Origin of the sequence: Roseibacterium elongatum DSM 19469 (assembly GCF_000590925.1) — a bacterium.
GTDB classification, from domain to species: domain Bacteria; phylum Pseudomonadota; class Alphaproteobacteria; order Rhodobacterales; family Rhodobacteraceae; genus Roseibacterium; species Roseibacterium elongatum.
Window position 1 is genome coordinate 2638518 of record NZ_CP004372.1, and the last position, 25364, is coordinate 2663881.

The 25364-nt window shown below is 66.7% G+C and carries 24 protein-coding genes, 1 tRNA gene and 1 other RNA gene; 18 read left to right on the forward strand and 8 right to left on the reverse strand.

Annotation, left to right across the window (positions count from 1 at the left end):
- Window positions 1-40 precede the first annotated feature (40 nt).
- The 3 genes from ROSELON_RS12835 to ssrA form a co-directional block, all read right to left on the reverse strand.
- The gene (locus tag ROSELON_RS12835) at window positions 41-541 is read right to left on the reverse strand and encodes an SspB family protein (RefSeq protein WP_025312758.1); all 501 of its coding nucleotides are present in this window, start codon (window positions 539-541) and stop codon (window positions 41-43) included.
- A gap of 130 nt (window positions 542-671) precedes the next feature.
- Window positions 672-1040 (reverse strand): DUF4345 family protein, encoded by a 369-nt coding sequence (locus tag ROSELON_RS12840; RefSeq protein ID WP_038650414.1) that lies wholly within the window; start codon window positions 1038-1040, stop codon window positions 672-674.
- Window positions 1041-1175: 135 nt separating this feature from the next.
- Window positions 1176-1528, reverse strand: a transfer-messenger RNA (tmRNA) gene (gene ssrA / locus ROSELON_RS17855).
- Window positions 1529-1684: 156 nt separating this feature from the next.
- On the opposite strand from ssrA, the gene ROSELON_RS17575 reads away from it, so the two are divergent.
- Window positions 1685-3265, forward strand: coding sequence for a Hint domain-containing protein (locus ROSELON_RS17575; protein ID WP_025312760.1), 1581 nt, complete (start codon window positions 1685-1687; stop codon window positions 3263-3265).
- Between the two features lie 82 nt (window positions 3266-3347).
- Here the strand turns inward: ROSELON_RS17575 and ROSELON_RS12850 are convergent, their stop codons facing one another.
- Window positions 3348-4385: an ABC transporter substrate-binding protein gene (locus ROSELON_RS12850; RefSeq protein WP_025312761.1), complete on the reverse strand. Its 1038-nt coding sequence runs from the start codon at window positions 4383-4385 to the stop codon at window positions 3348-3350.
- Window positions 4386-4476: 91 nt separating this feature from the next.
- Window positions 4477-5217, reverse strand: a complete 741-nt coding sequence (locus tag ROSELON_RS12855) for a FadR/GntR family transcriptional regulator (RefSeq protein WP_025312762.1) — start codon at window positions 5215-5217, stop codon at window positions 4477-4479.
- 74 nt (window positions 5218-5291) lie between these two features.
- Here ROSELON_RS12855 and ROSELON_RS12860 point away from each other — a divergent pair, with 74 nt between their 5' ends.
- The 12 genes from ROSELON_RS12860 to ROSELON_RS12915 all read left to right on the forward strand — a co-directional run bounded on the left by ROSELON_RS12860 (window position 5292) and on the right by ROSELON_RS12915 (window position 17817).
- Window positions 5292-6050: a DUF2182 domain-containing protein gene (locus ROSELON_RS12860; RefSeq protein WP_025312763.1), complete on the forward strand. Its 759-nt coding sequence runs from the start codon at window positions 5292-5294 to the stop codon at window positions 6048-6050.
- A 19-nt stretch (window positions 6051-6069) separates the two neighbouring features.
- A complete protein-coding gene (locus ROSELON_RS12865; RefSeq protein WP_025312764.1) occupies window positions 6070-6744 on the forward strand; it encodes a DUF1326 domain-containing protein in 675 nt (224 codons plus the stop codon).
- 27 nt (window positions 6745-6771) lie between these two features.
- A complete protein-coding gene (locus ROSELON_RS12870; protein ID WP_025312765.1) occupies window positions 6772-7875 on the forward strand; it encodes a dimethylsulfoniopropionate demethylase in 1104 nt (367 codons plus the stop codon).
- A 54-nt stretch (window positions 7876-7929) separates the two neighbouring features.
- Window positions 7930-8922: an acrylyl-CoA reductase (NADPH) gene (gene acuI, locus ROSELON_RS12875; protein ID WP_025312766.1), complete on the forward strand. Its 993-nt coding sequence runs from the start codon at window positions 7930-7932 to the stop codon at window positions 8920-8922.
- A 95-nt stretch (window positions 8923-9017) separates the two neighbouring features.
- A complete protein-coding gene (locus ROSELON_RS12880; protein ID WP_025312767.1) occupies window positions 9018-10436 on the forward strand; it encodes a cryptochrome/photolyase family protein in 1419 nt (472 codons plus the stop codon).
- Between the two features lie 87 nt (window positions 10437-10523).
- Window positions 10524-11735, forward strand: coding sequence for an SAM-dependent methyltransferase (locus ROSELON_RS12885; protein WP_025312768.1), 1212 nt, complete (start codon window positions 10524-10526; stop codon window positions 11733-11735).
- A gap of 1 nt (window position 11736) precedes the next feature.
- Window positions 11737-12177 (forward strand): TrgA family protein, encoded by a 441-nt coding sequence (locus ROSELON_RS12890; protein WP_025312769.1) that lies wholly within the window; start codon window positions 11737-11739, stop codon window positions 12175-12177.
- Window positions 12178-12180: 3 nt separating this feature from the next.
- On the forward strand, window positions 12181-13305 hold the full coding sequence (locus ROSELON_RS12895) for an NUDIX domain-containing protein (protein ID WP_025312770.1): 1125 nt from the start codon (window positions 12181-12183) through the stop codon (window positions 13303-13305).
- A 61-nt stretch (window positions 13306-13366) separates the two neighbouring features.
- The gene (locus ROSELON_RS12900; RefSeq protein WP_025312771.1) at window positions 13367-14392 is read left to right on the forward strand and encodes a cysteine synthase A; all 1026 of its coding nucleotides are present in this window, start codon (window positions 13367-13369) and stop codon (window positions 14390-14392) included.
- Window positions 14393-14396: 4 nt separating this feature from the next.
- Window positions 14397-16943 (forward strand): DUF3772 domain-containing protein, encoded by a 2547-nt coding sequence (locus ROSELON_RS12905; protein ID WP_084613784.1) that lies wholly within the window; start codon window positions 14397-14399, stop codon window positions 16941-16943.
- Window positions 16944-16945: 2 nt separating this feature from the next.
- Window positions 16946-17662 (forward strand): alanyl-tRNA editing protein, encoded by a 717-nt coding sequence (locus ROSELON_RS12910; RefSeq protein ID WP_025312773.1) that lies wholly within the window; start codon window positions 16946-16948, stop codon window positions 17660-17662.
- A gap of 65 nt (window positions 17663-17727) precedes the next feature.
- Window positions 17728-17817 (forward strand) — tRNA-Ser (locus tag ROSELON_RS12915).
- An 89-nt stretch (window positions 17818-17906) separates the two neighbouring features.
- Here ROSELON_RS12915 and ROSELON_RS12920 read toward each other — a convergent pair.
- On the reverse strand, window positions 17907-18269 hold the full coding sequence (locus ROSELON_RS12920; protein WP_025312774.1) for an ArsR/SmtB family transcription factor: 363 nt from the start codon (window positions 18267-18269) through the stop codon (window positions 17907-17909).
- Between the two features lie 101 nt (window positions 18270-18370).
- Between ROSELON_RS12920 and ROSELON_RS12925 the strand changes: the two genes are divergently transcribed.
- From ROSELON_RS12925 to arsH, 4 genes are read left to right on the forward strand one after another with little or no spacing between them, the layout of a single operon-like run.
- Window positions 18371-19372, forward strand: a complete 1002-nt coding sequence (locus ROSELON_RS12925; protein ID WP_025312775.1) for a succinylglutamate desuccinylase/aspartoacylase family protein — start codon at window positions 18371-18373, stop codon at window positions 19370-19372.
- 1 nt (window position 19373) lies between these two features.
- Window positions 19374-20354: a threonine ammonia-lyase gene (locus ROSELON_RS12930; RefSeq protein ID WP_038650418.1), complete on the forward strand. Its 981-nt coding sequence runs from the start codon at window positions 19374-19376 to the stop codon at window positions 20352-20354.
- A 46-nt stretch (window positions 20355-20400) separates the two neighbouring features.
- Window positions 20401-21456 carry an ACR3 family arsenite efflux transporter gene (arsB, locus tag ROSELON_RS12935; RefSeq protein WP_198020809.1) on the forward strand — a complete coding sequence of 352 codons (1056 nt, stop codon included), beginning with the start codon at window positions 20401-20403 and terminating at the stop codon, window positions 21454-21456.
- Entirely contained in the window at window positions 21453-22160 is a 708-nt protein-coding gene (gene arsH, locus ROSELON_RS12940) for an arsenical resistance protein ArsH (RefSeq protein ID WP_025312778.1), read from the forward strand. Before arsB ends, arsH begins: the two co-directional genes overlap by 4 nt.
- A 9-nt stretch (window positions 22161-22169) precedes the next feature.
- Here the strand turns inward: arsH and ROSELON_RS12945 are convergent, their stop codons facing one another.
- Window positions 22170-23039 (reverse strand): LysR family transcriptional regulator, encoded by an 870-nt coding sequence (locus ROSELON_RS12945; RefSeq protein WP_025312779.1) that lies wholly within the window; start codon window positions 23037-23039, stop codon window positions 22170-22172.
- Window positions 23040-23146: 107 nt separating this feature from the next.
- Here ROSELON_RS12945 and ROSELON_RS12950 point away from each other — a divergent pair, with 107 nt between their 5' ends.
- Window positions 23147-24463: a serine hydroxymethyltransferase gene (locus tag ROSELON_RS12950; protein ID WP_025312780.1), complete on the forward strand. Its 1317-nt coding sequence runs from the start codon at window positions 23147-23149 to the stop codon at window positions 24461-24463.
- A gap of 45 nt (window positions 24464-24508) precedes the next feature.
- On the opposite strand, the gene ROSELON_RS12955 is transcribed toward ROSELON_RS12950, so the two are convergent.
- Complete coding sequence (locus ROSELON_RS12955) at window positions 24509-25363, reverse strand: universal stress protein (RefSeq protein ID WP_025312781.1); 855 nt, start codon at window positions 25361-25363, stop codon at window positions 24509-24511.
- Window position 25364: the final 1 nt, after the last annotated feature.

Below are 25364 nucleotides of genomic sequence, written 5' to 3' on the forward strand. Positions count from 1 at the left end.
GCAAGCCCCGATCGCGGCGCGGTGGCCTTTCGGCGCCGTGTCAGTGGTTGCGGCGGAAGGTGTCGAGGCTGACGACCTCGGCATCCTTGTGCGGCTCGGGCGCGGCGACGCTGTCGCTTGGGGCCGGTGCTGCCGGGGTTTCGGCGCTTGGCGTATCCTCGTCTTCGGCGTCCTCGACCCCGATGCTTTCGAAACGGAGGCCGAATTCGACCGATGGATCGACGAAGGTCAGGATCGCATCGAACGGGATCGACAGCCTTTCGGGGCTGTCGCCGAAGTTCAGCGTGATCGCAAACCCGTCGTCATCGACCTCCAGCGCATCGTACCAGTGCTGGATCACGATGGTCATCTCGTCGGGGTAGCGATCTGTCAGCCATGGCGCGATATCGACGCCCTCGGCCTGCGTGTCGAACGTGATGAAGAAATGATGATGGCCCGGCAATCCGTTCTGCGCCACCTCCGTCAGGACCGTCTGGATCAGGCCCCGCATCGCATGATGCATCAAACGGCCATAGGCAATGGTTTGCGGTTTGTCGGACATGACGGAGGTTTCCTCTGAGCAGGTGCCCCCACCATAGACGTTTGAGCCCGATTCGAAAGCCGCCGCAGAAGAAAGCCGCACCCCCTGAGAGATGCGGCCATCTGGTCCGGCTTGGAGGCCGGTGTCTTCGTCAGATGTTCGCGAGGATGAGCCACGAGGCCAGCGACGCCTCGGCCCCGAAGAACGTCCAGCTCTGGCGCGAGGCGGCGTTGTCGCGAAAGATCGAGGTCACGCGCCCGACCGCTGCACCGCCATAGGCCAGACCCATCACCACCCAGCCCAGCGGTTCGTTCAGCACCATCGCGCCCAGACCCATCCCGACGAACAGCGCACCCGACACGGCCGACACCTCGGTATAGGCCATGTGTGTCGGCCCGGCGACCATGTCCAACTGTTCCATCGTCCAGCGCGGGGCCAGCCAGCCCAGCAGGCCCAGGCCGATGGTCAGAAGGCCTACGGTCATGTTGATGATGTCGATCGCGGTGAATGCGCCCAGCATGGGATACTCTCTCTTTGCCACTTTCTTCTTAAACGCATGAGGCAGGGCGGCGGATCACTCGGATGTGAATTATTTTTTTCATCCGCAAAGATCGCGAAAAATTTCTGGCGCTGTCAGGCTTTGGCTTTGAGGGGAAGTGCAGGCTTCTGTTGCCAGGTGCCTGCGAACCCCGCCTTACGCGGCTAGGCGCAAGGGCTTAGATTTCGATTCCTCGAACTGCTTACGCAGCCAGAGCAACCGGAGCACGATTGTCGTTGGCAATTATGCTTTACGGACCGATAACGGTGGTACCTCACCGGGACAAAGCCACGTCTTTACACGTTCGTCGATCCTGTTTCGGCCCCATGATCCCCCAACGACGGGATGTCTGGTGGAGCCGCCGGGTACCGCCCCCGGGTCCGAACCGCTTATTTCACGCGCGTTTATGCCCATAGTCCCGTTGCCGGGACACGCCTTAGATACGGTGCGCGGCGGCGTATTTCAAGCGTCTCGCCCGTCTCGCCCGCGCAAATGCGGGCGCCCCTATCCGGACGGATAGCTGGTGGGGCGAATGCATGATGCGTCTGGTTTTGTGCCGAAAGATCGGTAGGTAACGACCAGCCCCTGTCTTGTGGGGCCGTGACGATCACCTGGGGGTACACATCATGAGCACATCGGACACGCAAAGCGGGTCGGATACCGGCACGATCAACGGCATCGATGTCGGCCTGACGGCGACCTTGCCGACCTTCGCAACCGATACGTTCGATGTATCGGCCGATATCACCACCGGCGCGCTGAGCCAGGATATCAACGTGGCCCTGGTGATCGATACCTCGGGCTCGACCGCCGGCGACTCGGGCTCGGACGTGGATGGCGACGGGATCAACGACACCTATCTCGCGGCGCAGCAGGCCGCGGCCAAGGCGCTGTTCCAGTCGCTGCTCGAGGCCGGGTACAACCCAGAGGACGTGACCGTCACGCTGATCGAATACAACAATGCCGGACAGACCGTGGGCAACTTCACCCTGTCCCAGCAGGACGCGTTCGAAACCGCGGTCGATGGCCTCGATGCGGGTGGCGGCACGAATTTCGACGATGCGCTGGACGAGGTGCTGCGCGAGTGGCGCGGCACAACGACCGACGGCGCGGCCGATGACAGCCCGCCCTCCGAGGTGACGGCGGATGATACCAACCTGATCGTGTTCCTCTCGGATGGGCGGCCGACCGTGGATGGCACGAATTTCAACAGCGAGCTTGCGGCCATCGAGGCCGAGTTCGATGCCGATATCACCGCGATCGGGGTGGGGGCGAACTCGTCTCTGACCCAGCTCGAGGTGATCGACAACACCGGCACGGCCACGCAGGTCACCGACTTGTCGCAACTGGCCGATGTCATCAACACGCCGCCGCCGCTGCCGGATCTGCAGGAAATCCAGATCCTGGTGAACGGCTCGGTCATCGAGACGATCCCGGCCGACGATCCGCGCATCATCACCACCCCCCTTGGCTACCGCCTGTCGCATGAAACCGTTACGGGCTATCCCTATGTCGTGGGCGAGACGCTGGATGTGGCCGTGCGCGCCGTGTTCCACCCGACGGGCGACACGCTGACGGTCGACGGTCTGATCCTGCCGCTTTTCATCTGTTTCGTCGCCGGAACCCGCATCCTGACCCCCGAGGGACCAAAACCCATCGAATGCCTGGCCCCCGGCGACCTTGTGATGACCCGCGACCACGGTCTGCAGGCGATCCGCTGGATCGGGTCGACCACGCTGCCCGATCACGCCCTGGCCCACCGCCCCGAGGCGCGGCCGGTGCGGATCTCGGCCGGGGCCCTTGGCCACGGCCTGCCCGAGCGCGACCTGCTGGTCTCGCGTCAGCATCGCATCCTGATCCACGACTGGCGGGCCGAGTTGTTCTTTGCCGCCGATGATGACGGCGTGCTGACCCCGGCCTTTTCACTGGTCAATGACACGACCATCCGGCTGGACCGCTCCAAGGGCGGCGTCACCTATGTGCACATGGCCTTTGCGCGGCACGAGGTGGTCTATGCCGAGGGCGTCGAAGCCGAAAGCTTTCACCCCTATGCCAAGACCGTTGGCATGCTGGCCCCCGCACAGCGGGCCGAATTGTTCGCCCTGTTTCCCGACCTGGCCGAGGGCGAGGCCTACCCGTCGGCACGGCGCCAGTTGCGGGGCCGGGACGGGCGCGTTTTCGCTGCGGCATCGCCTGCGGTGGGCTGAGCGCGCGGGGCCTTGCGCATCGCCGGCACGAAGAAAGGGGCGCCGCATCGGGCGCCCCTGTCTCGCTCGTCAAGGCGTCGGATCAGAAGCCGGCCTTGATCCGTTCGAACGCTTCGGCCTGACGCTCGCGCTGTTCGTTCGAGATCGGCAGTTGCGCCAGAACCGGCACACTCACCTCGCCCAGGCCCGAGGCCTCGAGCGCCTCGGCCCCCTGGGCCTGCAGCGCCGCGTCATTGGCCGAGCCGAAGCCGTTTTCCAACAGCGGGCCGGCCGATGCCTCGGACAAGAGCGCGTTGACGTAGTCATAGGCCAGATCCTCGGAGCCTTCGCCCTCGGCCATGTTCACGTAGCCGCAGAGCCAGACGCTGGTGCCCTCGGTGGTGTTGCGGGCAAAGCCGACAGGAAAGCCTTCGTCGGCCAGGGCGACGGGCACCTCGTTCCACGCCCACGAGGCCAGGATCTGCCCCGAGGCCATCTGCTGCTGCAACTCGGCCGGGTCGCCCCAGTAGTTCAGCAGGTTCTCGTGGATGCCGCGCAGCCAGGCGGTCGCCGCCTCGAACTGGGCATCGGTCACGTCCGACCAGTCCGACACGCCGGTGGCCAGATAGGCCAGCGCATAGGCGTCATCGACATTGTCGGGGATCGACACGCGGCCCGCATAGGCGGGATTGGTAAAGATCTCGAGGCTGGCGACATCCTCGGCCGGGACCTCGTCGGTGTTGTAGACCACGGCGGTCGAGCCATAATCGGTCGGCAGGAAGAACAGCTCGGACGAGCCCGCCAGCACATCCGCGCCGACCAGATCCGAGTTGAGATCCGCGAAGGCGGCGATGCGGTCGGTGTCCCAGGGCTCGATGATGCCCGAGGCCTGCCAACGCGGCACGGAGCCGGCGCAGATATGCGTCACGTCCGACCGGAACCCGGCCAGAAGGCGCTGGAACGCCTCGTCCTCGTCGCCGAAAAAGACGAATTCGGGGCTGCCGCCATGGGCCTCGACATACGGTTGGTGAAAGGACGGATCCTCGAAGCCGGAATAATCGAAGACCAGAAGATCCTGCGAAAACGCGGGGGCGGACAGCGCCAGCGTGATCGCCGTGCCGAGGGTGAAGGTCTTGTTCATGTCTCAAGATGTCCCTTTTGGTGTTGCGGTGACAGACTGCCGCAGAGGTTAGGAAAGCCCCCAGCCCCCCGCAAGGGAAATCGCGCGTGGATCAGCGCGTCTCGGCCCTTGCCGCGCGGGCGGCGCGCACCGATTGGCCCAGTTCGAGCGTGTAGGCTTCCAGGGCGCTCAGGATCTCGGCGGCGCGCGGCCCGTCGCCGGCCTCGATGGCATCGGCAAGCGAGGTGTGCAGCGCCCCGATCCGCTCGCGCGATCGGGCGGTGAAGGTGATCATGTTCATCAGCGGCTGCATCGCCTCGACCGCGCCGGCCAGCTGGTAGGACAGCACCGGGTTGCCCGCCGCATCCACCAAGGCGCGGTGAAAGGCGACATCCGAGGCGCAGAACGCCTCGTCCGTCAGGCCGGGCTGGCCCTGGCGGTGTATCTCGGCGCGCATGGTGGCCAGCTGGTCGGGGCTGCACCGTTCGGCCGCCAGCGGTGCACAGGCGCGTTCCAGCGCATAGCGCGCCTCGCAGGCGGTCTCAAAGGCGACCCCGTTCATCGACAACAGCAGCGTCGCGGTCGTGATCTGCTGGGCATAGGCCTCTTCATAGGACAGGCGGTTGACGAAGGCACCCCCGAAAGCCCCGCGTGTCGTGCGGATCAGCGATTGCGCGGCCAGCCGCTTCAGCGCTTCTCGGATCGTGGGGCGCGAGACCTCGAACTGCTCGGCCAGCTCTGCCTCGGAGGGGAGGCGTTCATCCACGATCAGACGGCCCGCAACGATCGAGTCGCGGATCGCATCGGCGATCTGTGCGGGCAGGCCGCGCGGGTTGTTGGGATCGATTTTCATTTGTCAGACATTTAAAGGTCTGACATTTTGGTCTGCAAGCGAAAACCGACTCAGCACGGCAAGGGAGGGCCGCGATGATCGCCGCGCGCATCAGGTCCATGGCCGCGCCGCATTGGCTGGCGCTTTACGGTGGCATCCTGGCGACGTGGGCGCTGCTTTGGGTCATGGCGCTGCCCGCCGATCTGCGCGCGGCCGCAGGGATCTATGGCGCGGACCTGATCGCGGCGCTGTGTACCACCGGGCCGGGCGGGGCGGGCTATCCCGGCCTCGTGCTGATGTGGGCGCTGATGGCGGGCGGCATGATGGCGCCCACCGCGCTGCCGGCATTCGCCACCTATGACGACCTGTCCCATGCGGGGGCCACGCGCTTTGGCGCGCTGGTCGCGGGCTATCTGGTGATCTGGCTGGGATTTGCCGTGCTGGCGGCGGCGGCGCAACTGGGCCTGACCCGCGCCGGTCTGCTGGGCGCCTTGGGCGAGAGCCGCTCGGCCCTGTTTTCGGGCGCGCTGCTGGTGGGCGCAGGCCTCTACCAATTTTCATCGCTGAAAGAGGCCTGCCTCAGTCGCTGCCGCGCGCCGCTGACGTTTTTCATGCAGCACTGGGGCGAGGGCGCGTTCCGGCAGGGCCTGCGGCTGGGGGCCGATTGCCTCGGCTGTTGCGCGGCCCTGATGGCACTGGCCTTTGTCGGCGGGGTCATGAGCCTTGGGTTCATGGCGCTGGGGATGGTGATGATGGCGTTGGAGAAGCTGCCCGTCCTCGGACGCTGGCTGACCGCGCCCTTGGGGATTGCATTGATCGCGGGCGGGATCTGGACCGCGCTTGCGACGATCTGAAAGGGAGGGAGGAAAGACCATGTATGATGACGTCGAGACCGAAGCCGGGGTGCAGACCACGCGCGACGAGCCGGGCAAGACCCCTTGGGCGATCAAGGGCGAGTTGATCCTGAACTGCAATTGCACCGTGTTCTGCCCCTGCGTGGTCAGCCTTGGCAAACACGCGCCCACCGAAGGGTACTGCCAGGCCTGGGCCGGGGTGCGCATCGACGAAGGGTTCTACGGAGACGCGGATATCTCGGGCCTGAACGTGGGCCTGCTGCTGGAAATCCCCGGCCTGATGGCGCGCGGCAACTGGAAGGCGGCGGCCTTCATCGACGAGCGCGCCGATGACGGCGCCTATGACGGGCTGGTGAACATCTTTTCCGGTGCGGCGCGCGGCACCACGGGCCTGTTCAGCCTGCTGGTGAGCGAGTTCCTGGGGGCCGAGCGCGCGCCTGTGATCTTCGAGACCGAGGGCAAGGCGCGTCGCCTGATGGTGGGCAAGAAGATCCAGGGCGAGGTCGTGCCCGTCGGCGGCAGCGACCCCGACAGCGATATCGTCGTGACCAACACGCAATACTGGATGGGCCCCGACATCACCGTCGCCACCGCCACCAAGGGCCGCGTGCGCGCCTTTGGCCGGGTGTGGGATTTCGATGGCCGCTCGGCCGAGATCTGCCAGATCGACTGGGTCGGACCACAGGGGCGCTAGGCCCCGTCAGCCGCAAGGGGGCCTGCCATGGCTCAACTCTCGCTGTCGCGCCGCCTGCGCCGCACGCCGTTCACCGAAGGGGTGCTGGCCGCCGGTGTCACCGGTTACACCGTCTACAACCACATGCTGTTGCCCACGGTGTTCCGCTCGGTCGAAGAGGATTACCACCATCTCAAATCCGCGGTGCAGGTCTGGGACGTCTCGTGCCAGCGGCAGGTCGAGGTGCGCGGCCCCGATGCCGGACGGCTGGTGCAGATGCTGACGCCGCGCGACCTGCGCGGGATGCTTCCCGGACAATGCTACTACATGCCCATCGTCGATGAGACGGGGGGCATGCTGAATGACCCGGTCGTCGTCAAGCTGACCGAGGATCGGTGGTGGATTTCCATCGCCGACAGTGATCTGCTCTACTGGGTCAAGGGCATCGCCTATGGCTATCGCCTCGACGTTCTGGTGGACGAACCCGATGTGTCGCCGCTGGCGGTGCAGGGGCCGCGCGCCGATGACCTGATGGCCGAGGTTTTTGGCGACTCGGTGCGGGATCTGCGCTTTTTCCGCTTTGGCCTGTTTGGCTTCGGCGGTCGGCAATTGGTGGTCGCGCGCTCGGGCTATTCGAAACAGGGCGGCTACGAGATCTATCTCGAAGGGGGTGATCTGGGCATGCCTCTGTGGAGTGCCCTGATAGAGGCAGGCCGGGCGCTGGACGTGCGCGCGGGCGGCCCGAACCTGATCGAGCGGATCGAAAGCGGCTTGCTGAGCTATGGCAATGACATGACCGACGACAACACGCCCCATGAATGCGGGCTGGGCCGGTTCTGCAACACGGCCACGGCCATCGGCTGTATCGGCCGCGACGCCCTCCTGCGCGTGGCCAAGGAAGGCCCGGTGCAACAGATCCGGCCGCTGGCCATGTCCGGCGCCCCGGTCCCCGCAGTCGAAGAGTTCTGGCCGGTCATGGCCGGACACCGCAAGGTCGGGCGCGTGTCCTCGGCGGCGTTCTCGCCCGATTTCGGCGTCAACGTCTCGATCGCGATGATCCGCATGACCCATTGGGATGCGGGGGCGACGTTGACCGTCATGACGCCCGACGGCCCGCGCGAGGCGGTGGTGAAGGAAAAATTCTGGAACTGACACAGGGGTTTGAGCGGAAGGGCTCAGCCAACACTTGAACGAGGAGATGCAGAGATGACCTTTCGTGCGCTGGTGGTCGACAAGAATGACGAGGGCAAGACAAGCGCTTCGGTGCAGGAGCTGGGCGAAGAACGTCTGCCCGAGGGCGGCGTGACGGTCGCGGTCGAGTATTCGACGCTGAACTACAAGGACGGGTTGTGCATCGGGCCGGGCGGCGGGCTGGTGCGCAGCTACCCGCATGTGCCCGGCATCGATCTGGCCGGCACGGTCGAGGCCAGTGACGACGACCGCTACGCGCCGGGCGACAAGGTGGTGCTGACCGGCTGGCGCGTGGGCGAGGTGCATTGGGGCGGCTACGCCGAGAAGGCGCGGGTCAAGGCCGATTGGCTGGTGCCACTGCCCGAGGGGCTGACGACGCGGCAGGCCATGGCGGTGGGCACGGCGGGGTTCACGGCGATGCTGGCTGTCATGGCACTTGAAGATCACGGCCTAACACCAGAAAATGGCGAGGTTCTTGTCACGGGCGCTGCGGGTGGTGTCGGATCGGTCGCGACCGCGATCCTTGGGCATCTGGGCTACGAGGTGGCCGCCGTCACCGGCCGGCCCGAGCAAGAGGATTACCTGAAAAGCCTAGGCGCCGCCCGCATCGTCGCGCGTAGTGATCTGGCCGAGACCACCAAGCGCCCCCTCGAGGCGGAAACATGGGCAGGCTGTGTCGACGCGGTGGGTGGCGACATGCTGGCGCGCGTGTTGGGGCAGATGAAATACGGCGCCTCGGTTGCCGCCGTTGGGCTGGCCGGTGGCGCGCAATTGCCCGCGACGGTGATCCCCTTTTTGCTGAGGGGCGTGAACCTTCTGGGTATCGACAGCGTCATGCAACCCTATGAAAACCGTCTGCGCGCGTGGAAGCGCATCGCCCAGGATCTGCCGATGGACAAACTCGAGGCGATGATCGAGCCGGCGACGCTGGCCGATCTGCCCGATCTGGGCCGCGCCATTCTGAAGGGCGGCGTGCGCGGCCGCGTGGTGGTTGACGTCACGGCCTGAGCGCCAGCGCAGAAACAGGGGCAGGGCGGCTTGATCGCCCACCCCAAGCGCTAGATACCGGGGGACCGCAAAAACAACGGACCCGTCCAACAGACATGACCGATGCCCCCGTCCTCTACTGGACCCGCCGCGATTTCCGCCTGTCCGACAACCCGGCCCTGGTCGCCGCCTGCGACAGCGGCGCGCCCGTCATCCCGGTGTTCATCTGCGACGAGGTGGTCGAAACGCACGGTGCCGCGCCGAAATGGCGGCTGGGGTTGGGGGCCGAAGCCTTTGGCGCGGCGTTGCAGGGGGCGGGATCGCGCCTGATCTATCGGCGCGGTCCGGCGCTGGAGGTGCTGCGTGCCCTGATCGCGGAAACCGGCGCGACCGCGGTGCATTGGAACCGCCTGTACGACCCCGACAGCCGGCAGCGCGACGAGGGCGTGAAATCCGGCCTCAAGGCCGATGGCATCGACGCCCACAGCCACGCCGGCCACATCCTGTTCGAGCCCTGGACGGTCGAAACCGGCACGGGTGGCTTCTACAAGGTGTATACGCCCTTCTGGAAGGCGGTGCGCGGGCGCGATCCGGGCCCGGCGCTGTCGGCCCCGAAGATCCCGGCGGCCAAGACCTGGCCCGAAAGCGACACCCCGTCCGATTGGGGCCTTGGCAAGGCCATGCGGCGCGGCGCCGACATCGTGCACCCCCACCTGGCAATCGGGGAAGAGGCCGCGCGCGGGCGGCTTGGTGCGTTCATGTCCAATGGGATCGACGCCTATGTTACGGCGCGGGACGATCTGGCGACCAACGGCACCTCGCACCTGTCGGAAAACCTGACCTATGGCGAGATCAGCGCGCGCGCCTGCTGGTGGGCGGGGCAACGCGCGATGGACGAGGGCAAGGCAGGGGCCGAGACCTTTCTCAAGGAGATCGTCTGGCGCGATTTCGCCTATCACCTCGTCTACCACACGCCACGCATCACCAGCGGAAACTGGCGCGAGGAATGGGATGCCTTTCCGTGGACCGAGGATGAACGCCGCGCCGAGGTGAAGGCGTGGAAACAGGGGCGCACCGGCATGCAGATCGTCGATGCCGCCATGCGCGAGATGTATGTGACCGGGCGCATGCACAATCGCGCGCGGATGCTGGTGGCCTCCTACCTGACCAAGCACCTGATGTGTCACTGGAAGATCGGGCTGGACTGGTTCGAGGAATGCCTTGTCGACTGGGACCCGGCCAGCAACGCGATGGGCTGGCAATGGTCGGCGGGTTCGGGGCCCGACGCAACGCCATATTTCCGGGTCTTCAACCCCGAGACCCAGGCCGAGAAATTCGACAAGCATGGGCGCTATCGCCGCCGCTGGCTGGCCGAGATCACCAGCCAGCCACCCGACACGGCGACCAGCTATTTCGAGGCGATCCCGGAAAGCTGGGGCATGACGGCCGACGACGCCTACCCCTCGGCGCCGATCGTCAGTGCCGCCGAGGGGCGCAAACGCGCACTCGCGGCCTATGAGAACCGCGACTTCTGAAACAGGGCGGCCCGGCCCGGGGACAGGCCGGGCCTTGTGAAACGACCCGCGATCCGGGCAGGATGCGGAAGGGACGAAGGGACAAGCATGGACATCAAGACCACCACAACGGGTGAAACCAACCTGCCGCGCTATTTCGCGGCCGTTTTCGACCAGGCGCAAAAGATGGATTGCGGCCGGCTGGACATGGTGCTGCCCGATGGCCGGACCTTTCGCGCCGAGGGGCCCAAGCCCGGCCCGGTGGCCGAGTTGCACATCCATAACACCGACATTTTCGGCCGTCTGATCCGCGAGGGCGATCTTGGCTTTTGCGAGGCCTATCTGGATGAATGGTGGTCGACGCCCGATCTGCAGGCCTTCATGGATCTGGTCCATGCCGAGAACGAGGAGATCTATGACGGCTTCATGGGCATGGGCCTGATCCGCGCCTATGAAAAGTTCCGCTTCTGGCTGCAAAGCAATTCCAGGAAGCAGGCGAAAAAGAACATTTCGCACCACTATGACCTTGGAAACGATTTCTACGGTCTGTGGCTGGACGACACGATGACCTATTCCTCGGCCCTGTTCGAGACGGGGCAGGAAGGCCTCGAGGCGGCGCAAATCGCGAAATACAAGTCCATGGTCGACCAGATGGGCGCGCAGCCCGGCGATCACGTGCTGGAGATTGGCTGCGGCTGGGGGGGCTTTGCCGAATACGCCGCCAAGGAACGCGGGTTGCGGGTCACCGGCCTGACCATCAGCCAGGAACAGCATGACTATGCGGTGGCGCGGATGGAACGGGCCGGCCTGTCGGACAAGGTCGAGATCAAGATGCAGGATTACCGCGACGAGACCGGGGTCTATGACGGCATCGCCAGCATCGAGATGTTCGAGGCGGTGGGCGAAAAATACTGGCCCACCTATTTCAAGACGGTGCGCGAGCGGCTGAAGCCCGGCAAACAGGCGACGCTGCAGATCATCACCGTGCAGGACCGCCGCTGGGACGTCTACAAGCGCGGCGTCGATTTCATCCAGAAATACATCTTTCCCGGCGGCATGCTGCCCGCGCCCAAGGTGCTGCGCGAGCAGGTCGAGCGCGCGGGATTGCAGATCGCGCATTCGATCGAGTTCGGCGAAAGCTATTCCCAGACGCTGCGCCGCTGGTACGATACCTTCAACGGCCGCTGGGACGAGGTTTCGGCCCTCGGCTTTGACGACAGGTTCCGTCGGATGTGGAATTTCTATCTCTGTGCTTGCGCCGCGACCTTTCATTTCGGAAACACGGATGTGACGCAAATCACGATCAAGAGGCCCGCCTGACATGCCCACCGCCGCCAAACTCGTGGGCGCGATCCTGTTCTTCGGGATCGGCTGGGTGGCGGCGCTGTTCGTGATCGACACATTGCCCGAGGAAATGGCGGTCACCTATTTTCCCCTGACCATCGCGCTGATCGGCTTGTGGCAGGGGTGGATGGTGGCCGGCGGCAATGCCGGGGGCGGTGTGCGGGCCTCAATGGGGCAGGGCGCGCGCACCTCGGTCCAGATCGCGTTTTTCGGCCTGTTGCTCTTTGCCTTGCGCGAGATGTTCCGCCGCGCCGCCAACCTGCGCTATGACGACCCCGGTGCGGCGGTGATCGCCACGCTGGAACTGGTGCTGGAATATTTCATCCAATCGCTGACCATCCCGATCTGGGGCACGCTGCTGATCGGCGGCGTCATCGCGGGCGCGCTGGTCGAGATCGCCTCGAAGCTCTGGAAGTGATCCATGACACCGATTTTTCTGTTCGGCACCCTGCGTGACGCGCGCCTCTTCGAGACGGTGACAGGGCGGCCTCTGGCCGGGGGCAGACCGGCCGTTCTGCCCGATGAACGCGCGGCCGTGGCCGCCGACGGGGATTGGCCGGTTCTGGTGCCCGGCGCCGGCGCCGACGGCCTGCTGGTCGAGGTCGATGACACCGCGCTGGCGCGGCTGGATTTCTACGAAGGCATCTTCGGCTACGAACGTGTGGACACGAGCGTCGAGACGGCCGATGGCCCGGCACCTGCGCAGCTCTGGCGCCCCGCTGGAGGCGCGGATCAGCGCGGTGGCCCCGATTGGGACCTCGCCGTTTGGCGAGAGGACTGGGGCGCGGTGACGGCCATGGCCGCGGCAGACATGATGCGCCGTTTCGGCAAGGTGCCCGCATCCGAGGCGGCCAGGGTGGCCGGCATCGTCCGCTCGCGCGCCCAGTCACGTCTCAGCACGGCACAATGGCGGCGTCCGCGGCGCATCGGTGCCGGCCTGACCCTGGCCGATGTGCAGGTCGAGAACCGCCGCCACCCCTATGACGGGTTTTTCGCCGTCGAAGAAATGCGCGCGCGGTTCCGTCGGTTCGATGGCGCGGGCGATCATCTGGTCGATCGGGCCGTCTTTCACGTCGCCGATGCCGTCACCGTCCTGCCCTATGATCCCGTGCGCGACCGCATCCTGCTGATCGAGCAGTTGCGCTTTGGCCCGTTGGCGCATGGCGATCCGTCGCCCTGGCTGCTGGAACCCATTGCCGGTATGATCGACGCGGGCGAGACCCCCGAACAGACAGCGCGGCGCGAAACGATCGAGGAGGCCGGGCTGACGCTTGGTGCGTTGCATTTCATCGCGCGCTACTATCCCTCGCCGGGCGGCATCGCGCAGGTGCTGCTGTCTTATGTCGGCATCGCCGATCTGCCCGACAGCGTCATCGGCACCGGCGGCCATCCGGGCGAGGACGAGGATATCCTGAGCCATCTGGTGCCCTTCGATCTGGCCGTCGAGATGCTGGAGCAGGGCGACATGGCCAATGCCCCGCTGGTCATCTCGATGCAGTGGCTGATGGCCCGACGCGCGCGCCTGCGGGCCGCGACGGCGGCTTGATCATCGGCCGCACCCCACCTATCCCTAGACCCCCGACCTTCCAGAGCCGAAAGGGCCCGCCATGACCGTTCATGCAGACCTCGCCGCCGCCGTGGGCAACACCCCGCTGATCCGGTTGAACAAGGTCAGCGACGAAACCGGCTGCGAGATCCTGGGCAAGGCCGAGTTCATGAATCCCGGCCAATCGGTCAAGGACCGCGCCGCCCTGTTCATCATCCGCGACGCGATGGACAAGGGCCTGCTGCGCCCCGGCGGCACCATCGTCGAGGGGACGGCCGGCAATACCGGGATCGGCCTGGCGCTGGTGGGGGCGTCGATGGGGTTCAAGACCGTCATCGTCATCCCCGAGACCCAGAGCCAGGAAAAGAAGGACATGCTGCGCCTTGCGGGGGCCGAGCTGATTCAGGTGCCGGCGGTGCCCTATGCGAACCCGAACAACTACGTGCGCTACTCCGGCCGCCTGGCCGAGCGGCTGGCGCAATCGGAGCCCAATGGCGCGATCTGGGCCAACCAGTTCGACAATGTGGCCAACCGTCAGGCCCATATCGAGACGACCGGCCCCGAAATCTGGGACCAGACCGCAGGGACGGTTCATGGCTTTACCTGCGCCGTCGGCTCGGGTGGGACGCTGGCCGGGGTGGGCGCGGCGCTGCAACCCAAGGGGGTCAAGGTCGCGCTGTCCGATCCCGAGGGCTCGGGGCTCCACAAGCTCTATACCGGGCAGGAGGCGGGCGGAAACTCGATCACCGAAGGCATCGGGCAGGGGCGCATCACCGCCAATCTCGAGGGGTTCACCCCCGATGCCTGCTACAAGATCCCCGACAGCGAGGCGCTGCCCATCGTTTTCGACCTGCTGGCCGAAGAGGGGCTGTGCCTTGGCGGGTCTTCGGGCGTCAATGTCGCGGGCGCGGTACGCATGGCGCGCGAGATGGGGCCGGGTCATACCATCGTGACGATCCTGTGCGATTACGGCACGCGCTACCAGTCCAAGCTCTACAACCCCGAGTTCCTGCGCGAGAAAGGTCTGCCGGTGCCCGAGTGGCTGGTGGCCGCGCCGCGCGACATTCCCGCCGTTTTCGAGGATTGACCGCATGTCCTCGCTTCGTATGGCCCTTTGCCATGCCGTCCTGAGCCTGGCGCTCGTCTTGACGACCTTGGCGGTGCTCGATCTGTCGCCGGTCCGGGCCCAGATGCAAGCGCCGGATGCCGCGGAAGTACCCGAGGCAGCGGCCCCGCCGGCCACACCCTCAGTGCCGGGTCCGGCGATTGCACAGTCCGCCCCAGCCGCCGCCGAGGGCGCCGGGATCGATTACGAGGCTTGGGAGGCGGACGCGACCCGCGCCGAAAACCTGCTCGAGGCCGGCACGGCCTCGACCGCGTTCTTCGAGAACCTCCGCGCCACGCTGGTCGATTGGCGCACCCGGTTTCTCGAGGCGGAGAACGCGAATTCGGCCCGGATCAACACGCTGCAAGCCCAGATCGATGCCCTTGGGGCCGTGCCGGCGGACGGCCAGCCCGAGCCCGACGCCATCGCAGACCGGCGCCGGATCCTGAACGACCAGTTGCAAGAGGCGCAACTGCCCCGTATCGACGCCAGCCAGGCCTTTACCCGCGCCGATGGCCTGATTGCCGAGATCGATACCTTGCTCAGCGAACGCCAGCAGCAGCAGATGCTGGAACTGTCGCCAAGTCCCGCCAACCCGGTCAACTGGCCGGCGGCGCTGACGGGATTGCGGGCGCTGGCGGTGTCGTTGCAGACCGATCTGACCGACCGCCTGACCAACCCCGCGCAGCGCGAATTGCTGCTCGATAGCGCGCCTGCGCTGGCGATCATCGCGCTTGTGGCGCTTGTGGCCCTGCTGCGCGGGCGACTTTGGATTGCGCGGCTGACGCACAGGCTGGAGAGCCGGACCCATACGCGCGGCCGCCCGACACTGGTGTTCTTCGTTTCGCTGTTGCAGATGCTGATCCCGGTTGTGGCGGTGGTTTTCGTTCTGGGTGGGCTGGTGGCCTCGGGCCTGATCGGGACCGACGCGCGCACGTTGCTCGAACCCTTGGCCGGGTTGGCCATAGCATCCTATTTCGCGCTTTGGCTCGGTGGGCGTCTGTTCCCCGAGGGCGAGCTGCCCATGGGTGTGATCGAGTTGGATGCGCATCAGCGCGCCTCGGCGCGCCGCACGGTCTTTCTGATTGGCGTCATGGTCGGACTGGCGGTGTTGATGGAAACCATCTCCGCCATGGACGAAATCCCGCCCGCCGGCCAGGGCGTCTTGCAGTTGCCCGTCTATATCGGCCTCGCGCTGGCCTATCTGCGCGCAGCGCGCATTCTGCGCCGGGGCCGGACAGACCTGGCCGAGGACGAGTCGCCCGGGTTCATGCGGCGCATCCTGGGCGTGGTCCGGCAGGCGCTGGTCCTCGTGGCGATTGTCGGCCCCGCGTTGGCGGTCGTCGGCTATGTCCATGCCGCCGAGGGGCTGATGGTGCCCACCGCCGTCAGCCTTGCGATCTTCGGGGTGCTGGTGGCGCTGCAGCCGGTCGTGCGCGACGCCTATGCCGTCATCTTCCGGACCAGCCGCGATGCCGCCGCCGAAGCGCTGCTGCCCATTCTGGTCAACTTCCTGTTGGCCTTTGGCGCGCTGCCGCTGCTGGCGCTGACCTGGGGCATGCGACCGCAGCAGCTATCCGAGGTGTATAGCCGGTTCTGGGAGGGTGTGACCCTTGGCGATGCCCGCATCACGCCGGGCAGTGTCTTTGCGGTCATTCTCGTCTTTGCGCTTGGCTACATCGCCACCCGCCTGCTGCAGGGCGCCTTGCGCTCGACCGTGCTGCCCCGCACCAAGCTTGACGCCGGGGCGCGCAACGCGGTGGTGTCGGGCATCGGCTATGTGGGCATCGGCCTTGCCGCGATGATCGCCATCACCGCCGGCGGGATCGACCTGACCGCGCTTGGCTTCGTGCTTGGGGCGCTGTCGGTCGGCATCGGCTTTGGCCTTCAGAACGTGGTCAACAACTTCGTCTCCGGCATCATCCTTCTGGTCGAGCGCCCGATTTCCGAAGGCGACTGGATCGAGGTCGGCTCCTACATGGGCATCGTCAAGCGGATCTCGGTGCGCTCCACCCGGATCGAGACCTTCGACAAGACCGACGTCATCGTGCCGAATGCGGATTTCATCTCGGGCACGGTGACCAACTGGACGCGCGGCAACACGATCGGGCGGGCGGTCATCACCGTGGGGGTGGCCTATGGCACCGATACCCGCAAGGTGCAGGACATCCTCATGGCCATCGCCCGCGAGCACCCGGTGGTCGCGGCTTTCCCCGAACCGGGGGTGGATTTCCTGGGCTTCGGGGCGGATTCGCTCGATTTCCGCATCCGCGTCATCCTGCGCGACGTGAACCAGATGCTGTCGGTCAAGACCGAGATCCACCACCGTATCGCCGAACGCTTCGCCGAGGAGGGGATCGAGATCCCCTTCGCCCAGCGCGATATCTGGCTGCGCAACCCCGAGGCCTTGCGCCCCGCCCCGAAAGCCGTGGGCCACGACCCCGTGGACCGCGATCTCGACACCGAGCAATCCCAGATCGAAGATGCCATGACCCAGGACGACGGGGTCTTCGACGGGCCACAGGATACGTGACAATGACCGACATGCTTTTCCGCACCGATCCATATCGCAAATCGGCCACCGCCAAGGTCACCGGGTTGACCGGGGAAGGGGGGATCATCCTCGACCGGACGGTGTTCTACCCGCGCGGCGGCGGCCAGCCGGGCGATTCCGGCCGATTGGTCTGGGCGGACGGCAAGCTGCCCATCGCGACCGCCGTGAAGGGCGAGGGTGACGATCTCGTCCTCGTGCCGGCCGAACCCGGCGTCTTGCCCCCGATCGGCGCCGAGGTCGAACAGCAGCTCGACTGGGACCGCCGCCACGGCCACATGCGCATCCACACGGCGCTGCACCTCTTGTCCGTCGTGATCCCGCTGCCCGTGACCGGCGGCGCCATCGGGGCCGAGAAGGGGCGTCTGGATTTCGACATGCCCGACGCCCCCGAGGACAAGACCGTGCTCGAAGGCCGGTTGAACGCGCTGGTGACCCGCGACCTGCCGGTCAGCGAGGACTGGATCACCGAAGCGGAGCTCGACGCCAACCCCGATCTGGTCAAAACCCTGTCGGTTCAGCCCCCGCGCGGCGCCGCACGGATCAGGCTGGTGCGGATCGGCGCGGGCGATGCGCAGATCGACCTGCAGCCCTGCGGCGGAACCCATGTCGCGCGCACCGGCGAGATCGGCAAGCTGAGCATCGGCAAGATCGAAAAGAAAGGGCGTCAAAACCGGCGCGTGACGATCTCTCTGGCCTGAACCGGGGTCTCGCGCGTTTTGCGCCTTGCAACCGGCCATGTGCCTGCGTTATCGCATCACCGCACGGAGAGGTGGCCGAGTGGTCGAAGGCGCACGCCTGGAACGCGTGTAGGCGGGAAACCGTCTCCAGGGTTCGAATCCCTGTCTCTCCGCCACTGATCAGGACCATGCTTTCCAACACGCCCATGCCATCACGGGGGCATCTACGTCGGGGGCGCGGTGCCCATCTCCGCGATGCGTGGCGTTACCCGTCGGGGCTTGGGTCGGCTTCGGCTGCCGCCTTCGGCCAGAAGGATGGCAATGCCCCGCGGCAATCGTCGATCTGGCCGTTGCAGCAATCCGACAGCAGGAACTCCATCAAGGCATTCATGCAGGCCAGATCGGCCTTGTAGTGGATTTCGCGCTGGCGGCGCGTGGCGGTCAGAATGCCCGCCCGCTTCAGGATCGCCAGGTGGCCGGACAAGGTCGAGGGCACGATGTGGAGGCGCCGCGCGATCTCCAGCGCGGGCAGCCCCTCGGGTCCGGCCTGTACCAAGAGCCGAAAAACCGACAGGCGACTGGTCTGGGCCAGGGCCGACAAGGCATCGATGGCGTCGTGATCCTCCATATTTCGTTAATGGCCGAAATGCCGAAGCTTGACAAGGGTGCCCCGTCCGCGTAGCCCGAGATCACTTCGGCATCTGCCGAAATGTCAAACCGGGGGGCGGCATGGCCGGATCGCAGATCCAGTCCGAGATCGATTTCGAGGCCGAGGGCCGGCAGACCGGCTATCTGCGCGTGCCGCATTCGGTCCACCGCTCGGCCTATGGCTGGATCCCCGTGCCCGTGACGATGATCCGCAACGGCGCCGGGCCGACCCTGATCGTGACGGCTGGCGTGCATGGGGATGAATACGAGGGGCAGATCGCCGTCGCCGATCTTGCCCACCGCCTGCGGCCTGCCGAGATCCGCGGCCGCCTGATCCTGTTGCCGATGCTGAACGCGCCCGCCTGCGAGGCGGGGTTGCGCGTTTCGCCGCTGGATGATGGCAATCTCAACCGGCTGTACCCGGGCGATCCGCTGGGCACGCCCAGCCAGATGATCGCGCATTACCACGAAACGGTTTTGCTGCCGATGGCCGACTACGCGGTCGATCTGCATTCGGGCGGCACGTCCTTGCACTATCCCGCGACGCTGTTGTATGGGCCAGCGCATTCGCCCGGGGAAAAGGCGGGCTTGCGCCTGCTGCGCGACGCTTTCGATCTGCCCTATGCCTGGGTCTTTACCGGAGGTGGCGGGCGGGCCAGCACCGCCCGCACGGCGATGGGCGCGGCGAACCGGGCCGGTGTGATCAACGTCATGGTCGAACTGGGCGGGGCAGGGCGTATCTGCCCCGAGGTGCTGGCCCTGACCGAGCGCGGCTTGCGGCGCATTCTGCACGCCGTGGGAATGCTGCCGGGCTATGCCCCCGACGCGCGGCGCGGGACCCGCGCCTTGCACGCCAAGGGCACGGTCCCGGCCCATGACGCGGGCCTGTTCGAGCCGCTGAAGGGCCTCGCCGACCCGGTCTCCGAGGGCGAGGTCGTCGCGCGCATCCACCGCCCCGACACGCCAGATGCCATGCCGGTCGCCGTGACCTCGCCCTTTGGCGGGATTGTTCTGGCCCTGCGTCCCATGGCGCAGGTGCGCCGCGGCGATGCCCTGTTCCAGATTGCCGCGGATATCCCCTGACATGCCCGGATGCCCCATTTCGCTGTCCGACATCAGGCAGGCGGCCGTGGCGTTGCGCGGCGTCGTGATCCGCACACCGGTGCTGGAAAATCCGGATGTGAACGCGATGCTGGGTGGGCGGCTGCTGCTCAAGGCCGAGACCATGCAGCGCACGGGCGCGTTCAAGATCCGCGGCGCCTATCACCGGATGCTGGGCCTGTCCGGGACCGAGCGGGCGCGGGGCGCGGTAACCTATTCCTCGGGCAACCACGCGCTTGGGCTGGCCCGCGCGGCACAGCTGCTGGGATCCTCGGCCGTGATCGTGATGCCTGATGATGCGCCGGGTGCCAAGATGGCGGCGGTGCGCGCGATGGGGGCCGAGATCGTGACCTATGACCGCGACAGCCAGGACAGCGCCGATGTCGTGGCCGGCCTCATCGCCGAGACCGGCCGGGTCGAGGTGCCCCCAAGCGCCCATCCGCAGGTGCTGGCCGGGGCGGGCACCGCCGCGCTCGAACTGCTCGAAGATGCGGGCCCGCTGGATGCGGTTCTGGTCCCGTGTGGCGGCGGTGGCCTGACGGCGGCCATGGCCATCACCATGGCCGAGGCCGCGCCGGATACACAGGTCTTCGCCGCCGAACCTGCCCTGTTCGATGACACGCGCCGCTCGCTTCTGGCCGGCGGGCGGGTTCCCAACCCCAAGGGGCGGCGCACGATCTGCGACGCGATCATGACGCCCATTCCCGGCGAGCTGACCTTTTCGATCAACGGACGGCATCTGGCGGGCGGCGTCACCGCCACCGATGCCGAGGTGCGCGACGCGATGCGCTTTGCCTACGACCATTTCAGGATCGTGGCCGAGCCCGGCGCGGTCGTCGGTCTGGCCGCCATCCTCAACGGGCAGGTGCCCGTCGCGGGCCGCAGCGTGGCGACCGTCATCACCGGCGGCAATATCGACCCGGCGCGGTTTGCCGATCTTCTGTCCCCCTCTCCATGTCCTTGAACGAAACAGGCCCCAGATGACCGAACCCAGCCAAAGCAGCGGCGCCATGGGCGTCTTCGAGCGCTACCTGACCCTTTGGGTCGCCCTTGCCATGATCGCTGGGATCGGGATCGGCACGATCGCCCCCGGCCTTGTCGCCGCGATTGCCGCCGCCGAGATCGCCTCGATCAATCTGGTCGTGGCGGTGCTGATCTGGGCCATGGTCTACCCGATGATGGTCAGCGTCGATCTGGCTGCGGTGGCGGGCGTGGCGCGCCAGCCCAAGGGCCTGTTGGTGACGCTGGTGGTCAACTGGCTGATCAAGCCCTTTACCATGGCCTTGCTTGCCGTGCTGTTCTTCGACCATGTCTTTGCGCCACTCATCAACCCAGAGGATGCCGCGCAATATATTGCGGGGCTGATCCTGCTGGGGGCCGCGCCCTGCACCGCGATGGTCTTCGTGTGGTCGCAACTGACGCGGGGCGACGCGACCTATACCCTGGTGCAGGTGTCGGTGAACGACCTGATCATGGTCGTGGCCTTCGCGCCCATCGTGGCCTTTCTGCTGGGTGTGACCGAGATCTACGTGCCGTGGGAAACGCTGGTTCTGGCCACCGTGCTGTATGTCGTGCTGCCGCTGATGGCGGGGCTAGCCACGCGGCGCGTGCTGCGCCGGCCCGAGCGGATCGCGGCCTTCACCGCCCGCGTGAAACCCTGGTCGGTCGTGGGCTTGATCGCGACGGTCGCGATCCTGTTCGGCTTGCAGGGGCAGGTGATCTTGCAAAATCCGCTGCTGATCGCCCTGATCGCGGTGCCGATCCTGATCCAGTCCTACGGCATCTTTGCCCTGGCCTACGGTGCGGCTTACCTGCTGCGCGTGCCGCATCGCGTCGCCGCGCCCTGTGCCATGATCGGAACGTCGAATTTCTTTGAACTGGCGGTTGCCGTCGCGATCAGCCTCTTTGGCCTGAACTCCGGCGCGGCGCTCGCCACGGTGGTCGGTGTTCTGGTCGAGGTGCCGGTAATGCTGTCGCTGGTGGCTTTTGCCAACCGCACGCGTGCGCGGTTTCCGGGACCGTCCGCCACCGCCACCGCCGCCGCCGCAGAAGGAGATCGACAATGACCTACACGCCGCAGCTGTCCGAGGCGCATTTTCAACCGATTGACGAAGAGCGCCTGTTATCCCCGCCCCGCGCCGGGCACAAGCCGCGGATCCTGCTGCTTTACGGCTCGCTCAGGGCACGGTCCTTCAGCCGCCTGATGAGCGAAGAGGCCGCGCGCATCCTCGCCCGGTTCGGGGCCGAGGCGCGGCTTTTCGATCCCTCCGGCCTGCCGCTGCCCGACGACGCCGAGGCCGATCACCCAAAGGTGCAGGACCTGCGCGATCTGGTGCAGTGGAGCGAGGGCATGGTCTGGTGCTCGCCGGAACGCCATGGCGCCATGACCGGCGTGATGAAAAGCCAGATCGACTGGATCCCCCTGTCGCTGGGGGCGGTGCGCCCGACGCAGGGCAAGACGCTGGCGGTGATGCAGGTCTGCGGCGGATCGCAAAGCTTCAACGCCGTCAATCAGTTGCGCGTGCTGGGTCGCTGGATGCGCTGCATCACGATCCCCAACCAATCCTCGGTGCCCAAGGCGTTTCAGCAATTCGACGACGATGACCGCATGAAACCCTCGCCCTTCTATGACCGGATGGTCGATGTCATGGAGGAACTGGTGAAATTCACGCTTCTGACGCGGGATCGCGCCGACTATCTGGTCGACCGTTACAGCGAGCGCAAGGAAACCGGCGAAAGCCTGATCGCGCGCGTCAATCGTAGCGCGTAGGGCGAAAGGTTACAGGGCCTCCCGCAGAACCTTGAAGGCCTGCGCGGCGCGGCGGCTGCCCCGGCGCTGATCGACCGACAGCACTTGCCCGGTATCGACGATGGCGGCGAAGGGGCGCACCAGAGCGCCCGAGGCCAGTGCATCGGCCACCAGCGGCATGTGACCGATCAGAACGCCCGCGCCCGCCATCGCCTCGGCCAGCGCCATGCTGTAGAGCGAGTAGCGCGCATTCGACGGGGCCGATGGCAGGGCGACACCCGCCCCCTCGGCCCATGTGGCCCAATCACTCGCCCAGACCTCGTCATGCAACAGCACGACATGGTCCAGATCCTCGGGTCGGGTCAGCCGCTCGGCCAGCGCGGGCGCGCAAACCGGGCACAGGGCGTCGCGCTGCAGCGGGTGGTCGCCGGTCGCGTCTGGACGAAAGAAGATCGACAGATCGAACATCTCGCGGTTCAGGTCGGGCGGGGTCTCGATGGCATGGACCGCGATCTCGACACCCGGCAGGGCGGTGCGCAGGGCCGGCAGGCGCGGCCCCAGCCAGATCTGCGCCACACTTGGCAGGGCCGCGATCTGCAAGGTGGGGCGGGGATGCGCCTCGCGCAGATCGGTCAGCGCCGCGGCGATCTGGTCGAAGGCGCCGCTCAGCGCCGGGGCCAGCCGCCGTGCGGTGGCCGTGGGGCACACGCCGCGGGCATGGCGGTCGAACAACGCCGCGCCCGCCCACCCTTCCAGCGTTTTGATATGCTGCGAGACGGCGGCCGGCGTCACGCCCAACTCCTCGGCGGCCTGGGCGAACCCGCCCAGACGCATCGCCGCCTCGAAGGCGCGCAAGGCGTTGAGCGGCGGCAGGCGCGGGCGGCGCGGTGCCAGTGACATTTCTAACCCCTAGTTTTTCTAAAGCGAGTTTTCAGGATGACTCGTTTGCGCAGGCACGCGCAACAGGCCAATCTGCACGGAAGCAACGCCAACAGGGATGGACGGGGATGACGGCATTGGTGCGACGGGGCTGGGTGCCCGCGGCAAGCGAGGATCTGATCCAGCAGGTGGCGGCTGAGGTGGCCGCCCAGGACGGCGACACCCTGGCCGCGCGGATCGAGGGGTTGGCGGTCAGAAACCGCGAGATTCACGAACGCCACTGTTTCAACCTCAACCCCGCGACAAACATCATGAACCCGCGCGCCGAGGCGCTGCTGGCCTCAGGCATCGGGTCCCGGCCCTCTCTCGGCTATCCGGGCGACAAGTACGAGATGGGGCTGGAGGCGATCGAAGAGATCGAGGTCATCGCCGCCGAACTGGCCGCCGAGGTGTTCGGCGCCACCCATGCCGAGATCCGCGTCGCCTCGGGGGCTATGGCAAACCTTTATGCCTTAATGGCCACCTGCAAGCCGGGCGATACGATCATCGCGCCACCCGCCGCGATCGCCGGCCATGTCACCCATCACGATGCGGGCTGTGCCGGCCTGTTCGGCTTGCGCATTCTGGATGCGCCGATCGATGCCGCGGCCTACACGGTCGATCTGGACGCCCTGCGCGACATGGCCTTGCGCGAACGCCCGCGCCTGATCACCATCGGCGGCAGCCTGAATCTGGCGCCGCACCCGGTGGCCGCGTTGCGCGCCATCGCCGACGAGGTCGGGGCGTATCTGTTGATGGATGCCGCCCATCAATGCGGGATGATCGCGGGTGGCCAATGGCCCAACCCGCTGGAGCAGGGCGCGCATCTGATGACGATGAGCACTTACAAAAGCCTCGGCGGCCCGGCCGGTGGCCTGATCGTGACGCGCGATGCCGGCCTGGCGCAGCGGCTCGATGCCATCGCCTTTCCCGGCATGACGGCGAATTTCGACGCGGCGAAATCGGCGGCGCTGGCCATGACCCTGATCGACTGGCGCGTGCATGGCGCGGCCTATGCCAAGGCGATGGTCGATCTGGCCCGCGCGCTGGCACGGGCCCTTGCCGCGCGGCAGATCCCCATATTTGCCGGGGCCGAGGCCACCGAGGGCCATCAATTCGCGGTCGAGGCGGCGCGGTTCGGCGGTGGGCAGACGGCCTCCAAGCGGCTGCGGCAGGCGGGGCTTCTGGCCTGTGGCATCGGCCTGCCGATCACCGAGGTGCCCGGTGACCTGAACGGGCTGCGCGTGGGCACCCCGGAACTGGCGCGGATCGGCATGGAGGCGGGCGACATGGCCGCCCTGGCCGACCTGATTGCGCGGGCCCTGGGCGATGGCGACCCCGCCGACCTTGCCGATGAAACGCGCACGTTTCGGGCCCGGTTTCGCGACCTGCGCTTCGTGATCTGAGCCTTTGGCGGGACGCGCCGCATCACCGGCGCCGCCGCGGCCCGGTCAGCGCATCAAGACGACCGGCACCTTGCAGGTCCGCACCATCGCCGTGGTGGTCGAGCCGATGACGAGACTGCGGATGCGGCTGTGCCCATAGGCACCCATGACCACCATGCCAAAGCCCTCATCCTCGACCAGTTTGGCAAGGGCGGTCTCGGGCTGTCCCGACAGAACGCGCGTCGATGTGTTCAGCCCCGCGGCCCTCAGCAGGGCCTCGGCATCGGCAAGCTCCTTTTGGGCGGCCGCCGTGTCGGCGCCCACCGTCGCCACTGTCACCGACAACCCGGCAAAGAGCGCGCTGCGCGCGATATGATCGACCGCCTTCATCGCCGAGCGCCCGCCGTCATAGGCCACCAGCACCGTCTCGATGGGCGTGAACGCGCGCGAGGCCACGAAAACGGGCCGGTGCGCCGCGCGCACGATGCGTTCCAGGTTCGAGCCCAGATGCCCCTTGGCCAGGTCCGCGGCCTCGCCGCGTTTGCCGATGACGATCACGCGCGCCTCGGCCTCGACATCGGCAATGCCCTCGACGATGTCGCCATGGCGCAGGCGCGTCGTGATCTCGTCCACGCCGGCCTTGTCCACGATGGCGCGGGCGTCCTCGAGGATAGCGCGGCCGCGATGGGTCACCAGCTTGGCGCGTTGCGCATCCAGTTCGGCCAGTTCCTCGAGCAGGGCCGTGCGCGCGCCCAGCCGGATCGAGCCCGACAGGTCCTGCTTGCCCGGGGCCTCGCGTCGGTCGAGCATGTGGATCAATTCGACCGGGGCCCCCGTGCGCCCCGAGATCCAGGCGGCGTGTTCGCAGACGCTTTCGGAATAAATCGAGCCGTCCACCAATGCGATGATCTTGTCACTCATG

Coding starts and splice junctions, on each gene's coding strand:
- ROSELON_RS12835 (WP_025312758.1), bottom strand. CDS start 541: ATGTCCGACAAACCGCAAACCATTGCCTATGGCCGTTTGATGCATCAT.
- ROSELON_RS12840 (WP_038650414.1), bottom strand. CDS start 1,040: ATGCTGGGCGCATTCACCGCGATCGACATCATCAACATGACCGTAGGC.
- ROSELON_RS17575 (WP_025312760.1), top strand. CDS start 1,685: ATGAGCACATCGGACACGCAAAGCGGGTCGGATACCGGCACGATCAAC.
- ROSELON_RS12850 (WP_025312761.1), bottom strand. CDS start 4,385: ATGAACAAGACCTTCACCCTCGGCACGGCGATCACGCTGGCGCTGTCC.
- ROSELON_RS12855 (WP_025312762.1), bottom strand. CDS start 5,217: ATGAAAATCGATCCCAACAACCCGCGCGGCCTGCCCGCACAGATCGCC.
- ROSELON_RS12860 (WP_025312763.1), top strand. CDS start 5,292: ATGATCGCCGCGCGCATCAGGTCCATGGCCGCGCCGCATTGGCTGGCG.
- ROSELON_RS12865 (WP_025312764.1), top strand. CDS start 6,070: ATGTATGATGACGTCGAGACCGAAGCCGGGGTGCAGACCACGCGCGAC.
- ROSELON_RS12870 (WP_025312765.1), top strand. CDS start 6,772: ATGGCTCAACTCTCGCTGTCGCGCCGCCTGCGCCGCACGCCGTTCACC.
- acuI (WP_025312766.1), top strand. CDS start 7,930: ATGACCTTTCGTGCGCTGGTGGTCGACAAGAATGACGAGGGCAAGACA.
- ROSELON_RS12880 (WP_025312767.1), top strand. CDS start 9,018: ATGACCGATGCCCCCGTCCTCTACTGGACCCGCCGCGATTTCCGCCTG.
- ROSELON_RS12885 (WP_025312768.1), top strand. CDS start 10,524: ATGGACATCAAGACCACCACAACGGGTGAAACCAACCTGCCGCGCTAT.
- ROSELON_RS12890 (WP_025312769.1), top strand. CDS start 11,737: ATGCCCACCGCCGCCAAACTCGTGGGCGCGATCCTGTTCTTCGGGATC.
- ROSELON_RS12895 (WP_025312770.1), top strand. CDS start 12,181: ATGACACCGATTTTTCTGTTCGGCACCCTGCGTGACGCGCGCCTCTTC.
- ROSELON_RS12900 (WP_025312771.1), top strand. CDS start 13,367: ATGACCGTTCATGCAGACCTCGCCGCCGCCGTGGGCAACACCCCGCTG.
- ROSELON_RS12905 (WP_084613784.1), top strand. CDS start 14,397: ATGTCCTCGCTTCGTATGGCCCTTTGCCATGCCGTCCTGAGCCTGGCG.
- ROSELON_RS12910 (WP_025312773.1), top strand. CDS start 16,946: ATGACCGACATGCTTTTCCGCACCGATCCATATCGCAAATCGGCCACC.
- ROSELON_RS12920 (WP_025312774.1), bottom strand. CDS start 18,269: ATGGAGGATCACGACGCCATCGATGCCTTGTCGGCCCTGGCCCAGACC.
- ROSELON_RS12925 (WP_025312775.1), top strand. CDS start 18,371: ATGGCCGGATCGCAGATCCAGTCCGAGATCGATTTCGAGGCCGAGGGC.
- ROSELON_RS12930 (WP_038650418.1), top strand. CDS start 19,374: ATGCCCGGATGCCCCATTTCGCTGTCCGACATCAGGCAGGCGGCCGTG.
- arsB (WP_198020809.1), top strand. CDS start 20,401: ATGGGCGTCTTCGAGCGCTACCTGACCCTTTGGGTCGCCCTTGCCATG.
- arsH (WP_025312778.1), top strand. CDS start 21,453: ATGACCTACACGCCGCAGCTGTCCGAGGCGCATTTTCAACCGATTGAC.
- ROSELON_RS12945 (WP_025312779.1), bottom strand. CDS start 23,039: ATGTCACTGGCACCGCGCCGCCCGCGCCTGCCGCCGCTCAACGCCTTG.
- ROSELON_RS12950 (WP_025312780.1), top strand. CDS start 23,147: ATGACGGCATTGGTGCGACGGGGCTGGGTGCCCGCGGCAAGCGAGGAT.
- ROSELON_RS12955 (WP_025312781.1), bottom strand. CDS start 25,363: ATGAGTGACAAGATCATCGCATTGGTGGACGGCTCGATTTATTCCGAA.